The 13,736-nt window shown below is 62.8% G+C and carries 14 protein-coding genes; 4 read left to right on the top strand and 10 right to left on the bottom strand.

Features of this window, described 5'->3' with window-relative positions; all coding sequences use genetic code 11:
• Window positions 1–12: 12 nt before the first annotated feature.
• On the top strand, window positions 13–792 hold the full coding sequence (locus AC1DVV_RS13525) for an ABC transporter permease (protein ID WP_457281023.1): 780 nt from the start codon (window positions 13–15) through the stop codon (window positions 790–792).
• Window positions 789–1,598, top strand: a complete 810-nt coding sequence (locus AC1DVV_RS13530; protein WP_477666642.1) for an ABC transporter ATP-binding protein — start codon at window positions 789–791, stop codon at window positions 1,596–1,598. The genes AC1DVV_RS13525 and AC1DVV_RS13530 overlap by 4 nt, the downstream gene beginning before the upstream one ends.
• Here the strand turns inward: AC1DVV_RS13530 and AC1DVV_RS13535 are convergent.
• The 4 genes from AC1DVV_RS13535 to AC1DVV_RS13550 all read right to left on the bottom strand — a co-directional run bounded on the left by AC1DVV_RS13535 (window position 1,595) and on the right by AC1DVV_RS13550 (window position 6,304).
• Window positions 1,595–3,010 carry an MFS transporter gene (locus AC1DVV_RS13535; RefSeq protein WP_457281025.1) on the bottom strand — a complete coding sequence of 472 codons (1,416 nt, stop codon included), beginning with the start codon at window positions 3,008–3,010 and terminating at the stop codon, window positions 1,595–1,597. The genes AC1DVV_RS13530 and AC1DVV_RS13535 overlap by 4 nt on opposite strands.
• A 337-nt stretch (window positions 3,011–3,347) precedes the next feature.
• On the bottom strand, window positions 3,348–3,920 hold the full coding sequence (locus tag AC1DVV_RS13540; RefSeq protein ID WP_477666641.1) for a hypothetical protein: 573 nt from the start codon (window positions 3,918–3,920) through the stop codon (window positions 3,348–3,350).
• A gap of 69 nt (window positions 3,921–3,989) precedes the next feature.
• Window positions 3,990–4,211 carry a CsbD family protein gene (locus AC1DVV_RS13545; RefSeq protein ID WP_457281027.1) on the bottom strand — a complete coding sequence of 74 codons (222 nt, stop codon included), beginning with the start codon at window positions 4,209–4,211 and terminating at the stop codon, window positions 3,990–3,992.
• Between the two features lie 482 nt (window positions 4,212–4,693).
• Window positions 4,694–6,304: an ABC transporter permease gene (locus tag AC1DVV_RS13550; RefSeq protein WP_457281028.1), complete on the bottom strand. Its 1,611-nt coding sequence runs from the start codon at window positions 6,302–6,304 to the stop codon at window positions 4,694–4,696.
• A gap of 124 nt (window positions 6,305–6,428) precedes the next feature.
• On the opposite strand from AC1DVV_RS13550, the gene AC1DVV_RS13555 reads away from it, so the two are divergent.
• Window positions 6,429–7,523: an ABC transporter ATP-binding protein gene (locus AC1DVV_RS13555; RefSeq protein ID WP_457281029.1), complete on the top strand. Its 1,095-nt coding sequence runs from the start codon at window positions 6,429–6,431 to the stop codon at window positions 7,521–7,523.
• A 4-nt stretch (window positions 7,524–7,527) separates the two neighbouring features.
• Here the strand turns inward: AC1DVV_RS13555 and AC1DVV_RS13560 are convergent, their stop codons facing one another.
• From AC1DVV_RS13560 to AC1DVV_RS13585, 6 genes are all read right to left on the bottom strand, one after another.
• Window positions 7,528–8,274 carry a lysophospholipid acyltransferase family protein gene (locus AC1DVV_RS13560; RefSeq protein WP_457281030.1) on the bottom strand — a complete coding sequence of 249 codons (747 nt, stop codon included), beginning with the start codon at window positions 8,272–8,274 and terminating at the stop codon, window positions 7,528–7,530.
• A gap of 15 nt (window positions 8,275–8,289) precedes the next feature.
• Entirely contained in the window at window positions 8,290–9,597 is a 1,308-nt protein-coding gene (locus AC1DVV_RS13565) for a dihydroorotase (RefSeq protein WP_457281031.1), read from the bottom strand.
• A gap of 17 nt (window positions 9,598–9,614) precedes the next feature.
• Window positions 9,615–10,577: an aspartate carbamoyltransferase catalytic subunit gene (locus AC1DVV_RS13570; protein WP_457281032.1), complete on the bottom strand. Its 963-nt coding sequence runs from the start codon at window positions 10,575–10,577 to the stop codon at window positions 9,615–9,617.
• Window positions 10,578–10,643: 66 nt separating this feature from the next.
• On the bottom strand, window positions 10,644–11,147 hold the full coding sequence (gene pyrR / locus AC1DVV_RS13575; protein ID WP_457281033.1) for a bifunctional pyr operon transcriptional regulator/uracil phosphoribosyltransferase PyrR: 504 nt from the start codon (window positions 11,145–11,147) through the stop codon (window positions 10,644–10,646).
• Entirely contained in the window at window positions 11,144–11,566 is a 423-nt protein-coding gene (gene ruvX, locus AC1DVV_RS13580) for a Holliday junction resolvase RuvX (RefSeq protein ID WP_457281034.1), read from the bottom strand. Before ruvX ends, pyrR begins: the two co-directional genes overlap by 4 nt.
• Window positions 11,563–12,150, bottom strand: coding sequence for a YqgE/AlgH family protein (locus tag AC1DVV_RS13585; RefSeq protein WP_457281035.1), 588 nt, complete (start codon window positions 12,148–12,150; stop codon window positions 11,563–11,565). Before AC1DVV_RS13585 ends, ruvX begins: the two co-directional genes overlap by 4 nt.
• 109 nt (window positions 12,151–12,259) lie before the next feature.
• On the opposite strand from AC1DVV_RS13585, the gene AC1DVV_RS13590 reads away from it, so the two are divergent.
• Window positions 12,260–13,732, top strand: a complete 1,473-nt coding sequence (locus AC1DVV_RS13590; protein ID WP_457281036.1) for a cryptochrome/photolyase family protein — start codon at window positions 12,260–12,262, stop codon at window positions 13,730–13,732.
• The last annotated feature ends 4 nt before the right edge of the window (window positions 13,733–13,736 follow it).

The following is a 13,736-nucleotide window of genomic DNA, read 5'->3' on the forward strand; positions in this document are numbered from 1 at the left end:
GCACGCGAAAGCATGCGGCCACTACAACCCGTCTCGCCCGGCGCGCGCATCGCGCTGGGTGTGAGTTTCTTCGTTCTCTTCTTCGTGGTGTGGGCCATCTTCACGCTGGGCGGCTATGTCTCCAAGACATTTCTGGCCGACCCCATCACCATGGTTAAGTCAGGTTACGACCTGCTGGCCAACCAGGGTTTCGCCAAGGACATTGGCATGACGGTCTGGCGGGTACTGGGCGGCTTTGCGATTGCCGCCTTGCTGGCCGTTCCGCTGGGGGTGATGATGGGCGCCTACAAACCGGTTGAAGCGTTCTTTGAACCCTTTGTGAGCTTTGCGCGTTACCTGCCCGCCTCTGCGTTTATTCCGCTGCTCATCCTCTGGGCAGGTATCGGAGAGGCACAGAAGCTCGCCGTGATTTTTATCGGCTCCTTCTTTCAACTGGTGTTGATGATTGCCGTGAGCGTCGGCAATACCCGGCGCGACCTGGTCGAGGCGGCCTACACGTTGGGCGCGGCCGACCGCGGCATCGTGGTGCGCGTGCTGCTGCCCAGTGCAGCGCCCGAGATTGCCGAGACCTTGCGCATGGTACTGGGCTGGGCCTGGACCTATGTGATCGTCGCGGAGCTGATAGGCGCGTCCAGCGGCATCGGCCACATGATCACTGACAGCCAGGCACTGCTAGCGACAGACCAGATCATCTTCGGCATTATCGTCATTGGTGTATTCGGCCTGGTCACCGACCTGGTATTTAAAGCGCTCAATAGAAAACTTTTCCCGTGGGCTCAGTTAGGCCGATGACTTCTTCCTCCACACCGATCCTGACCGTCAACCAGCTGTCGAAAACCTTTGCCGCCAACAAGGGCCCCGGCACCGTCGCGCTGCAAGCAACTGATCTGGCGGTTGCCGAGAACGACTTCATCACCATCCTCGGCCCTTCAGGCTGCGGCAAGTCCACCCTGCTGCGCATGGTCGCCGGGCTGGACATCCCCACAAGCGGCACCATCGTGCTGGACGGCAAACCCATAGCGGGCCCTGGCGCGGACCGCGGCATGGTGTTCCAGAGCTACACGCTCTTTCCGTGGCTCACGATTTTGCAAAACGTCTGCTTTGGCCTGCGGGAAAAAGGCATGCCACTGGAAAAGCAGCACGATATCGCGCACCAATTCATCAAGAAGGTCGGACTGCAGGGATTTGAGAACCATTTCCCCAAGCAGCTCTCGGGCGGCATGCAACAACGCACAGCACTCGCTCGTGCCCTTGCCAACAACCCGCGCATCCTGCTGATGGACGAGCCCTTCGGCGCACTCGACCATCAGACGCGCGAGCTGATGCAGGAGCTGCTGCAAGGCATCTGGGAGGCCGAGCAGAAAACCGTGCTGTTCGTGACGCATGACATCGATGAGGCCATCTTTATGGGCAGCCGCGTGGTCGTCATGAGCGCAAGACCGGGCCGCATCAAGTGCGACATTGCGGTGCCCCTGGAGCATCCACGGCATTACTCGGTAAAGACGACCCCGGTTTTCACGGATCTCAAGGCAAAACTTACCGAAGAAATCCGCGTCGAGGTGCACCGGGCGGCGGGCCTGCAGGCGCCCGTCGTTTAATCCGTCTGAGTTTTGGTTCGTGCTGCCTGCGTCATGCGCAAGGCGCTGCAAACACCGGCCGTGGCGGCAAAGGCAGCGGCCAGCCAAAGGGCAATCAAGGGACCCTGACCGCCTTCGCCGGGACTGGACACGGCAAAAATCATCGCCAGCAAAACCGCGCCCAATGTCTGTCCCGTCAAACGCGCCGTGCCCAGCATGCCGCTGGCGCCGCCGCTGCGGTGTGCGGGCGCCGAGGTGATGATGGTGTGGTTGTTGGGTGACTGAAAGAGGCCGTAGCCGATGCCGCACAGCGCCATGCGCCAGACGATGTCGGCCTGCGCCGGATGCACGGGCAACACGGCCAGCAACACCAACCCCAGGCAGAGCATGGCCATGCCAACGCCGCCCAGCAGGCCGCCTGGATAGCGCCCTATGAGCCGGCCCACCAGCGGCGAAGTCACCACAATCGCCAGCGGCCAGGCGGTGAGCAGCAAGCCCGCCTCGAGGTGGCTGAAGCCGTAGCTGCCCAGCAGCAAAAAGGGCAGACAGATATAGGCCAGCGTCTGCGCGCAGAAGGCGCCTATCGACGTGCCCATGGACAGCGCGAACACGGGAATGCGCAGCAAATCAAGCGGGAATAGCGGCACGGGCATGGCCAGCTGGCGGCGCACGTAGATCACGCCGATGACGATTCCGGCGGCCAGCTCGGCCAGCGGCAGCCACAAGGATGATGCAGCACCCGGCACAGCTTCCACACGTACACCCAGGCCGTCTACGCCCAGGAACACCAGGCCGAACATCAGGGCGTTGAGCACCACATCGACCAGTGAGAGCTTGAGGCTCTCTGCCTTGGCGGTGTTCTCGGGCAGGGCCTTTCGACCCCACCACAACGACATCAGGCCGAATGGCACATTGAGCGCAAACAGCCACGGCCACGAACCGACGGAAAGAATGCCGGCCGCAATCGACGGGCCGGCCACCGAGGCGGTGGCCACCACCAGCGAGTTAATGGCGATGCCGCGGCCGAGCAGGTGTTTGGGGTAGATGAGCCGAACCAGCGCGGTGTTGACGCTCATGAGGCCAGCCGCGCCCAAGCCCTGCAGCACGCGGGCCAGCGCCAGTGTGGTCAATGAATCAGCCAGCGCACAGAGCAGCGAGGCCAGCGTGAACACGGCCATGCCCGCCAGGTAAACGCGACGGTAACCGATGATGTCGCCTAATGTGGCCAGCGGCAGCAAGAGCGCCAGCGTGGCGACCTGGTAGGCGTTGACGACCCAGATGGACTGGGCGGGCGCGGCGTTCAGTTCTCGGGCGATGTCCGGCAGCGCCAGGTTGACGATGGTCCCGTCGAGCACCGCCATGACAATACCGAGAACGATGACCAGCAACGCACGCAAGCGTTCGCGAGCGGGCAAACCATCCTGAACAATCATGCGTACCTTTGCTGGAACTGATGGGGATCAGGGCAGTCGCCATGAAGGCAGCCGCTGAATCCCAAAGGCCCCGATTTTACGGGCGCAGGATGGGATGCGCAGCGCGGGGGCCGCTGAGGGAAAATGCCGCGCGCGGGCTCAGGCGCATGGCCTGCGGTCGGTGGCTTTTCGCGGTCTTCGTGCCATTTTTTGCACAAATTGCCGACAGATCATTCGCATCGTGCGCAAGCAGCTATTCATTTGATAGCAAGGAATAAAAAATCCCGGGCTGCAAATGCAGGACCGGGATTGGGGTTGCCATTCCGACAGGCCTTGCCGAGGCCAACCGGTGGGCAGCTTACTTCATGCCGTACTTCGCCTTGGCATCGTTCTGGCAGCTGTCCTTGGCGGTTCCGGTGAGGGCATCGCAGCGTTCTTTGGCGGCCTTGTAATTGGCCTCGCGCTTTTCGGCGTTGGCGTCCTTCCTGGCTTCGGTCACTTTTTCAGTCTTGTTCTTGCTGGTGTCGGCTGAGGTCTTGGCGACCTTGGCGTCTTCCTTGGCTTTGACGTGGGCCGCTTTGGCATCTTTCACGCAGACGTCCTTGTCATTGCCTTTCAGGTCGTCGCACTTTTCCTTGGCGGCGTCGTAGGCGGCATCGCCTTTGGCCAGAGCCACCTTTTCGGTGTTGCGCGGGCTGGGCTTGTACTGGGCTTCCAGTTCGGCCTTGGCGACTTTTTCAGCGCCTTTGGCTTCGGCCACGCAGATGTCTTTGGCATTGTCTTTCAAGGTGGCGCACTTGTCGCGACCGGCTTTGTAGTCGGCCGAGATGCGGTCGCTCTGGGCTTTATGTTCCTCTTTGGTCATAGCCAGGGCCTGGCCGGCAAAAGCGCAAGACATCACGGCTGTCAGCATCAGCAATTTGGTTTTCATGGATTTTCCTTTGGATGAGTTGGAGTTATGGATTGGTTGGGGATGGACCCTGGAGCGCTCAACGGCGGATCAATAACGCTCAAAAAAATCGGTCGGGTTGCGGTCCTTCCAGGCGGCGACCTGCTTCTCAGCCTCATCCTTGCTGAGGCCGTGGCGCTCCTGGATGCGGCCCAGCAACTGGTCGCGTTTGCCGGCGATCACATCAAGGTCGTCGTCAGTGAGCTTGCCCCACTGTTCTTTGACCTTGCCTTTGAATTGAAGCCAGTTGCCTTCCACGCGGTCTTTGTTCATGGTGTCCTCCTGAACGTCAATTGATAAATTCGCCCGTGGCACTGATGTCCTATTCGCTGCGTGCTACTTCCCGGGCGGCATATTCACACCATAAGTTCGTTCTTTTTCTCCCACCGTAGGTCCCCGTATTTGATGAGCGTAGGTTCATGCTTACAGGGCTGTGTGCCGCGCTGCGAGAGCGCGCCATTGCGCGAAGGAAAGCAACAAAATTCGCAACGGCTTCCTGGCCGGAACATAGTTGCATAGCACGCTGGCCAGCCAAGGCAAGAACGGTTTTTCTTTCGACATCAAGGGGGTGCGAGGTGCCAACACCAAAGATGAAAAAGCGCAGTACGTCGCGAAGCCTTTTCCTCCTTCTGCAAGCTGCTGGGCAATGTGCACGATGTGCGCGCCGAAGCCTGCGGCTTGGTGGCCCGACACAGGAATACCGCTACATCAAGGCCAAGGCCTGAGTGCGGGTGACGGGGACAGGCTGGTTGCGTTTACTTAGACCGCAGTGTGCGGCTGAGCAGCGCGACGGGCAGCAAACCCACCAGCACCAGCGCCAGCGCGGGCAAGGCGGCCTCACCGAGCCGCTCGTCGCGCGCGAGCTGGTAGGTGATCACGGCCAGGGTGTCGCTGTTGAAGGGCCGCAGCACCAGCGTGGCGGGCAGCTCTTTCATCACATCGACAAACACCAGCAAGCCGGCCGCCGCGACCGAGCGCTTGAGCAGCGGCCAGTGCACGCGGCTGAGGATGCCCATACCGCTGGTGCCCAGCATGCGCGCGCTGTCGTCAAAGCTGGCCGGGATGCGCGAGTAGCCGCTTTGCAGGCTTTGCAGTGCCACGGCGCTGAAGCGCACCAGGTAAGCCCAGACCACGCCGAGGATGGTGGCGGTGACCCAGTAGCCCGCGCTTGTCTGCGGCGCGGCGGATTGCAGCCAGCTCACAGGCAGCAAGAGGCCCACCACAATCACCGCGCCGGGCACGGCATAACCCAGACCCGCCAGGTGCACGGCAGCGCGGGTGAGCAGGCCCGGTTGCCGGCGCACCGCAAAGGCCAAGCCCAAGGCAAGCGCGGTGGCCAACAGCGCGCTCAAGCCTGCGAGGCCAATGCTGCTGAGCGTCCAGCCAATGAATTTGTCCCAAAGCAGGTTGTCCCAGCCCAGCGCCAGCGGGCGCAGCATAAAGAGCACCGGCAGCACAAAGCCCAGCGCGATGGGCACGGCGCACACGAGCCAGGCCGAAACGGCGCGCAGGCCGCGCAACTGCGCGGGGGCCGCGTCTTGCGCGCCCGCGCGTGCACCGCGGCCGGTGGCAAAGCGCATGCGCTTTTGCGCGCTGTGCTCTATCCACAGCAGCAGCGCGACAAAGAAAAGCAGCACGGTCGCCAGCTGCGCCGCAGCGATGCGGTTGTCCATCGAGAGCCACGCCTTGTAGATGCCGGCGGTGAAGGTCTGGATGCCGAAATAGCTGGAGACGCCGAAGTCGGCCAGTGTTTCCATGAGCGCCAGCGCCACACCAGCGGCCACGGCAGGCCGCGCCAGCGGCAGCGCTACACCGCGGATGCGGCGCGACAGCGGTGCGCCCAGCAGGCGCGCCGCTTCCATCAGGTGCACGGCGCGCTCAGACAGGGCCGTGCGCGCAAGCAGGTACACATAGGGGTAGAGCGCGACGGTGAAGACCAGTACGGCACCCCCCAGGCTGCGCACCTCGGGCAGCAGCCGGCCCTGCAGGCCGAAGCTGGCACGCAGCCAGGTCTGCAGCGGGCCGGCGTATTGGAGAAAGTCGGTATACGCATAGGCCAGCACATAGGCCGGCATGGCCAGCGGCAGCAGCAAGGCCCACTCAAACACCCGGCGCCCGGGGAAATCAAACAGCGTGACCATGCTGGCGGTGGCCATTCCCACCACCGCCACGCCAAAGGCCACGCACAGGCACAGCAGCAGTGATGTGCGCGTGTAATCGGGCAACACGGTCTGCAGCATCTGCAGCAGGATGGATTGCGCATCGCTGTTGAACTGCAGCCAGGACAAGGCGACGGCCAGCACCGGCAGCGTCAGCAGCCCAACCAGCAAAAACAGCACAACAGAAGGGAAATATCGGCGAAACATGGAGCCCCGGAAAGCCTCAGCAAAAAGGCCTCTCGCGGGAAGGAGCCCTGCCCCCGCCTGCGTTCGCCACGCTTTTGCAGTCAGTCACTGCAAATGAGAATTGTAAGCATCTACAATTGTCTGCATGTTTCTGGATATCTCCCAGTTGGGCGTGCACTACGCCGGCCGCTCAAAACCCGCCGTGGACGGCGTGTCGTTCAGCCTCCAGGCAGGGGAAATCGGCGTTCTGATCGGGCCTTCAGGTTGCGGCAAAACCACCTTGCTGCGCGCAGTGGCTGGCCTTGAACGGGCCAATGCCGGCAGCATTACGCTGGCAAAGGATGTGGTGAGCACCGCCGCCTTGCATGTGCCGGCCGAATCCCGCCGCATTGGCATGGTGTTTCAGGACTACGCGCTGTTTCCGCATCTGGATGCCGCGCACAACGTGGCCTTCGGGCTCACTCATCTAACACCCGCTCAGCGCAAGCAGCGCGTCGGAGACGTGCTGGAGCTGGTCGGCTTGGGCAATGTGCACAAGCGCTTTCCGCATGAGCTTTCAGGCGGCCAGCAGCAACGCGTGGCACTGGCGCGCGCGCTGGCGCCGCAGCCACGCCTGCTGCTGCTGGATGAGCCTTTTTCCAACCTGGACGTGGACCTGCGCGAGCGCCTGGCGCACGAGGTGCGCGGCATCCTGAAGGCGGCTGGCGCCACAGCGCTGTTCGTCACACATGACCAGCTGGAGGCTTTTGCCATCGGCGACCGCATCGGCGTAATGCACCAGGGCAAACTGCACCAGTGGGATGAGGCTTATGCGCTGTACCACCGCCCTGCCACCCGATTTGTGGCTGACTTCATCGGCCATGGGGTCTTCGCACAAGCCCATATCGAGCAACACGGTGACGACGTGGTGGTGCATACCGCGCTCGGTGACCTGACGGACATGCTGGAGTGCCCGCTGCCCGGGGCGTACGCCGGCGGCTTGTGCGATGTGCTGCTGCGTGCCGACGACATCGTGCATGATGACAACGCCCCGGTGAAGGCGCAGATCGTGCGCAAGGCGTTTCGCGGCTCGGAGTTTTTGTATACGCTCAAGCTGCAGACTGGCGAGACGGTGATGGCGCATGTGCCGTCGCACCACAACCACGCGCTGGGCGAGTGGATAGGCATACGTGCCGAGGTCGACCATGTGGTGACCTTTCCGCGCGAAGTTGGCGCGGCGCCGGCTATAACACCAGCCTGACGTTTCAGCGTCCTTGCGTCTGCCTCAGACGCTCAATGTCCTCGCGCAGCGTCTGTGCCCACACCCGCCGGGTCTGGCCTTGCGGGGCCTGCGCCTGGCCAAAGGTGACGACCGCCTTGAGCGGCGGCGCTGTCAGGGTCCGCCAGATTGATCCGACCAAGGTTTCGTCATCCACATAACTGGGCGCAAAGCTGGTCGCGCCGCTGGCGGCGTCAACGAACTTCAGAGCCACCGGCTGCACCGGCACAGACGCTTCAATGGCCGCCTGGATGAGGTTGGCGTGAAAGTGCTTGAGGGTGATGCCGTCGCCGGTGGTGCCTTCAGGAAACACCGCCAGGATGTCGCCCGCGCGAAGGCGGTCCGCCATTTGCGTGACGACGCGATGGGCGTCGCGCCGGGACTCGCGCTCGATATACAGCGAACCTGCGCCGTCGGACAGCGTACGGACAAAGGGCCAGTCCCGCACGTCCGCTTTGGAGACAAAACGGCAGTGCCGCGAGGCATGCATCACCAGGATGTCCAGCCACGAAATATGGTTGGCCACCAGCAGCACCGGGCCACCTGCCGGGGGCGTACCGTTGACCACCAGCTCAATGCCCACAATGCGCAGCATGGCCCCGGCCCATGCCTGCACGCGGGCCTCCTGCTCAGCCTGGGGCAGCTTGGGGAAAACAGTCTTGATGGTCCAGAACCCCGTTACGGCGTGCACGGCGGCGCGCAGCAAGGTTCCGCAAAAGTGAAGCCATTTCATAAATGAGCAGGCACCTCAGTGCGAGGCTTCGGGGGCTTCATAGGCCAGCTGCCCGCCTACGATGGTCCAGCGCACACGCGCAGGCATCTGGTGACCCGAGAACGGTGTGTGCTTGCCCTGGCTGCGCAAGGCGGCGGGCTCGACTGTCCATTCACCGGTGGGGTCAAACACGCAGATATCGGCCACGCCGCCTTTAACGAGCTGCCCCGCGCTGGCCTGCAGCGTGCCAAGCGCGTTGCCCAGCACTCGCGCGGGTTCACTCGTGAGCACTGCCAGCGCGCGCTGCAGACCAACATCGCTGTCAGTACCCCATTTGCAGGCCAGGCCCAGCAGCAATTCAAGCCCCGTGGCGCCGGGCTCAGCCTCGGCAAAGGGCAGGGTTTTGGCGTCTTCGTCGACGGGCGTGTGGTCTGACACCAGTGCGTCGATAGTACCGTCGGCCAGTCCCTGGCGGATGGCGTCGCGGTCGCGCTGCTGGCGCAGCGGCGGGTCCAGCCGCATCCGGCTGTCGAAGTAGCCGATGTCCACGTCGGTCAAGTGCAGGCTGTTGATGCTGACATCGCAGGTCACGGCCAGGCCTTCTGCCTTGGCCTTGGCCACCAGAGCCACACCCGCGGCGCTGCTGATGCGGCACAGGTGCACGCGCGCGCCGGTGGCCCGCACCAGTTCGAAGATGGTGTGCAGCGCAATGGTCTCAGCGGCAACCGATACGCCGCTCAGGCCCAGGCGTGTGGCCAGTGGGCCGCTGGCGGCGACGCCGCTGCCCAGGTACATCTCCTGCGGGCGCAGCCAGACGGTGTAGCCGAAGGTCGAGGCGTATTGCAGGGCGCGCATCATGACTTGCGTGTTGGCCAGCGGCACCTCTGCCTGGCTGAAGCCCACGCAACCCGATTCCGTCAATTCGACCATCTCGGTCAGCGTCTCACCCTTGAGAGCACGCGTCAGCGCGCCCAGCGGGAACACGCGCGACTGGTGCAGCTTTTCAGCGCGGAACTTGAGCATTTCAACGAGGCCGGGCTCGTCGAGCACCGGATCGGTATCAGGCGGGCAGACAAGGCTGGTCACGCCGCCAGCGACGGCCGCGGCCAGTTCGCTTTCGAGCATGCCTTCGTGCTCGTGCCCAGGTTCTCGCAAGCGGGCGGACAAGTCGATCAGACCGGGGGCGACGATGCAGCCCGTGGCATCAATCGTCTTGTTGGCCGCGAAATCAGCAGGCGTGCCTTTGAGCGAGACGATACGGCCCGCGGCAATTGCCACGTCGCAGATCTCGTCGAACTTGGAAGCCGGGTCGATAACGCGGCCGTTCTTGATGAGTATCTTCATTCTTTTTTTCTCCGCGTTCAGGCTTCATTCCCAGCGACGATGCTCATCACCGCCATTCGGACCGCGATACCAAAAGTCACTTGCGGCAGGATCACACTTTGCGTTCCGTCGACCACGGCGGAATCAATTTCAACACCGCGGTTGATGGGGCCCGGGTGCATGACAATGGCGTCTGACTTGGCCAGTTTCAATTTTTCGGTGGTGAGGCCGAAGCTCTTGAAGAACTCCTGGCTGCTGGGCAATAGCGCGCCGGACATGCGTTCGTTCTGCAGCCTGAGCATGATGATTACGTCGGCGTCCTTGATACCTTCTTCGAGCGTATTGCAGACGCGCACGCCCATCTGCGCCATGTCGGCGGGCACGAGGGTCTTGGGGCCGACCACGCGCACTTCGGGGCAGCCCAGCGTGGTGAGTGCATGGATGTCGGAACGCGCCACGCGCGAGTGCAGCACGTCACCGACGATGGCGACCGTGAGCTTGCTGAAATCTTTCTTGTAGTGCCGGATGGTGTACATGTCGAGCAGGCCCTGCGTGGGGTGCGCGTGGCGACCGTCGCCGGCATTGATGACGTGCACATGCGGTGCGACGTGCTGGGCAATCAGGTAGGGTGCGCCCGATTCGCTGTGACGCACCACAAAAAGATCGGCGGCCATGGCGCTCAGGTTGGCGATGGTGTCGAGCAGCGACTCGCCCTTGGAGGCCGATGAGCGCGCGATGTCCAGGTTGATGACATCGGCCGACAGCCGCGTGGCGGCGATTTCGAAGGTGGTGCGGGTGCGGGTGGAGTTTTCAAAGAAAAGATTGAAGACACTCTTGCCGCGCAGCAGCGGGACTTTTTTGACTTCGCGGTTGTTGACGCTGACGAAGTTGGCGGCGGTGTCGAGTATCTGCGTCAAGGTGGCCTTGGGCAGGCCTTCAATCGACAGCAGGTGGATCAGCTCGCCGTTTTTGTTGAGTTGCGGATTTCGTCGATACAGCATGTGATGGACTCCTTGGGGTCTCTTGGTTTTTTGGGGGTGGCCTGGCAGTAATAGTGATGGTGACGATCAGCCCTGAACCTGGAAGCTGAACTTGCCGTCCTCTGCGCGGGCCAGCTCAAGCGACTGCGAGGCGGGCAAGGCCACGCGCGCCACCGCCAGGTCGGGCTGCACCGGCAGCTCGCGCCCGCCGCGGTCCACCAGTACGACCAGCTTGACACTGGCGGGCCGGCCGTAGTCAAACAACTCATTGAGCACCGCGCGGATGGTGCGGCCGGTGTAGAGCACGTCGTCGACTACCACCAGGTGGGCGCCGTTCACGTCAAAGGGCAGCAGGGTCTGGCCGCTGGAGGCCAAGCCCCGCTGCGAGAAATCGTCGCGGTGCATGGAGGAAGACAGCACGCCGGCTTCGCCCTCCAGACCCAGGTCTTTTTGCAGGCGCTGTGCCAGCCAGGCGCCGCCGGAGGCCACGCCGACCAGCTTGGGCGGCAAGGGATAGGACGCCAGTTGCTGGCGCATGCCGCGCAGCAGGTCGTTGTATAGCGCCTCGGCGTCAAGGGTCAGGCTGCTCATGGGAAACTCCTTAAAAACTGCTCGAGAATGATGCAGGCCGAGGCCGCGTCGGCATCGACTGCGCCGCCGGCGAGTGCCTCGGTGGTGCTGTAGCGCTCATCCACCTCAAAGACCTGCAGACCGAAGCGCCCGCGAAGCTGGCGGGCGAACTTCTGCGCCCGCGCGGTATTGTCGTGGCTGGCACCGTCGGGGTGAAAGGGCACGCCGACGACGAGGGCGTCGGGCTGCCACTCCTTGATGCGCGTCTCGACGGCCTTGAGGCGGGCGTCGCCACCTTCAGCGTTGATGGTGGGCTGGGGGGTGGCGGTACGGGTCAGCACGTTGCCGGTGGCAACGCCGGTGCGCTTGAGACCGAAGTCGAAAGCCAGAAAGGTTTGGAGGCCAGTGGCCCGAGGGGAAGGCATGGCCGCAAGGCTCATGCGTGACCGGCCTCGGGAGAGAGCATCCAGCTTTGCAGGCCCAGCAGCATGAGCGCCTTGTCGTAGCGTTGCTCTACCGGTGTGTCGAAAATCACACCGACGTCGGCAGCGACCGTGAGCCAGCTGTTGTCCGAGATTTCCGATTCCAGCTGGCCTTCACCCCAGGCCGAATATCCGAGGGAGACAAACACCCTGCGCGGGCCGGCGCCCGTGGAGAGCGCTTCCAGCACGTCTTTGGAGGTGGTCATTTCGAGGCCGCCGGGGATCGTCATCGTCGAGGCATAGACCGATTCGTTGCCCGGCATCATGGATTCGTGGAGAACAAAGCCCCGTTCGGTCTGGACCGGGCCGCCCTGGAATACCGGGGACTGGGTCAGGTCGTCGCGCCGCAGAGGCAACTCGACCTTGTCGAACAGGTTCTTGAGATTGATATCGCTGGGCTTGTTGATGACCAGCCCCAGCGCACCCCGGTCGCTATGTTCGCACATGTACACCACGCTCTTGGCAAAAGCTTCATCATCCATCCCCGGCATGGCAATGAGGAAGTGGTGCGTGAGGTTGATCGATGCAGAATCCGTGGCCATGGCGGGATTTTACGCCGGACGGGACGGCGCGGGGAGCCCACCCTGCCAGCCGCCCGCCAATCCGCGGGGGATCTAAGGCCGGATAGCCGCTTTTCGCTACGATGGCCGGATGCACAAGAAGTATGAAACGGGGTTAATGTGGTTCAGGCGCGACCTGCGGGTTCAGGACAACGCCGCTCTGTACCACGCGCTGAAGTCATGTAAGCAGGTGTATTGCGCACTTGTTTTTGACAAAGCCATTCTGGAGGCTTTGCCTCGAACTGACCGCCGCGTGGAATTCATACGGGAATCGGCACTGAGCCTGGATGGTCAACTGGAGAAGCTGGGCGCAGCGGCTGGCAGCCTAGGCGTCGGCCTGTTGACGGCCCATCACGATGCCGTGGACGCGGTGGTGCGGCTGGCGGCAGAGCTGGGCGCCGATGCCGTCTTTGCCAATCACGATGACGAGCCGCGGTCGCTGGCGCGCGACGCCGCAGTACAAGCGGCGCTCGAGGCCGGGGGCAAGGGCTTTTACAGCTTCAAGGACCACGTTATTTTTGAACGCCAGGAGGTGCTGACCCAGGCGGGCAAGCCTTACACCGTGTTCACGCCTTACAAAAATGCCTGGCTGAAGAAGGTGGACGACTTTTATCTCAAGCCTTATCCCGTCGAAAAGTATGCTGCGGCCCTGGCGTCCGTATCGACAAGCCGACGTCCGGTCCCATCACTGGGTGACCTGGGGTTTGAGGTCAACAACCTGACGGCGCTGAAAATTCCCACGGGCAGCGAAGGCGGTGCCCAGCTTTTGGGGGATTTCGTTGGCCGCATGGCGCAGTACAAGGAGGTACGCGACTTCCCTGCCGTCAAGGGCCCGAGCTACCTGGGCGTGCACCTTCGGTTCGGCACAGTGTCGATACGGCACATGGCTGCGTTCGCTTTAAACGCTGCAAAGCGAGGGAATGAAGGTGCCGCCACCTGGCTCAGCGAATTGATCTGGCGTGATTTTTACGCGCAGATCCTTGCCAATTTTCCGCACGCCGTCGGCAACGCGTTCAAGCCGGACTATGACGCGATACAGTGGGAGAGCGGCGATAAAGCCCAAGTGCTTTTCCAGGCCTGGTGCGAAGGCCGGACGGGCTACCCGCTGGTGGACGCGGCAATGGCCCAGATCAACCAGACGGGCTATATGCACAACCGCCTGCGCATGGTGACTGCCAGTTTTCTGGTGAAAGACCTTGGCATCGACTGGCGTTGGGGCGAACGTTACTTTGCCGAAAAGCTCAACGACTTTGACCTGTCGGCCAACAACGGCGGCTGGCAGTGGGCGGCAAGCACTGGTTGTGACGCGCAGCCTTATTTTCGCATCTTCAACCCGGTCAGCCAGAGCGAGAAGTTCGACGCCGCGGGTAAATTTATTCGCAAATACCTGCCGGTGCTGGCACAGCTGCCAGACAAGGCTTTGCACAGCCCTTGGCTAGCGAACCCGCTGGAGCTGGCCGCCGCGGGCGTGGTGTTGGGCCAAAACTACCCGACGCCCATCGTGCAGCACGACGAAGCGCGGGCGCTGACGCTGCAGCGCTATGCGGTCGTAAAAAAGGCCTGAGAGG

It is taken from the genome of Polaromonas sp. P3_B4 (assembly GCF_056402835.1).

Bases quoted from the DNA above. Each gene is read 5' to 3' on its own strand.
- AC1DVV_RS13525 (WP_457281023.1), top strand. From the start codon at position 13: ATGCGGCCACTACAACCCGTCTCGCCCGGCGCGCGCATCGCGCTGGGT.
- AC1DVV_RS13530 (WP_477666642.1), top strand. From the start codon at position 789: ATGACTTCTTCCTCCACACCGATCCTGACCGTCAACCAGCTGTCGAAA.
- AC1DVV_RS13535 (WP_457281025.1), bottom strand. From the start codon at position 3,010: ATGATTGTTCAGGATGGTTTGCCCGCTCGCGAACGCTTGCGTGCGTTG.
- AC1DVV_RS13540 (WP_477666641.1), bottom strand. From the start codon at position 3,920: ATGAAAACCAAATTGCTGATGCTGACAGCCGTGATGTCTTGCGCTTTT.
- AC1DVV_RS13545 (WP_457281027.1), bottom strand. From the start codon at position 4,211: ATGAACAAAGACCGCGTGGAAGGCAACTGGCTTCAATTCAAAGGCAAG.
- AC1DVV_RS13550 (WP_457281028.1), bottom strand. From the start codon at position 6,304: ATGTTTCGCCGATATTTCCCTTCTGTTGTGCTGTTTTTGCTGGTTGGG.
- AC1DVV_RS13555 (WP_457281029.1), top strand. From the start codon at position 6,429: ATGTTTCTGGATATCTCCCAGTTGGGCGTGCACTACGCCGGCCGCTCA.
- AC1DVV_RS13560 (WP_457281030.1), bottom strand. From the start codon at position 8,274: ATGAAATGGCTTCACTTTTGCGGAACCTTGCTGCGCGCCGCCGTGCAC.
- AC1DVV_RS13565 (WP_457281031.1), bottom strand. From the start codon at position 9,597: ATGAAGATACTCATCAAGAACGGCCGCGTTATCGACCCGGCTTCCAAG.
- AC1DVV_RS13570 (WP_457281032.1), bottom strand. From the start codon at position 10,577: ATGCTGTATCGACGAAATCCGCAACTCAACAAAAACGGCGAGCTGATC.
- pyrR (WP_457281033.1), bottom strand. From the start codon at position 11,147: ATGAGCAGCCTGACCCTTGACGCCGAGGCGCTATACAACGACCTGCTG.
- ruvX (WP_457281034.1), bottom strand. From the start codon at position 11,566: ATGAGCCTTGCGGCCATGCCTTCCCCTCGGGCCACTGGCCTCCAAACC.
- AC1DVV_RS13585 (WP_457281035.1), bottom strand. From the start codon at position 12,150: ATGGCCACGGATTCTGCATCGATCAACCTCACGCACCACTTCCTCATT.
- AC1DVV_RS13590 (WP_457281036.1), top strand. From the start codon at position 12,260: ATGCACAAGAAGTATGAAACGGGGTTAATGTGGTTCAGGCGCGACCTG.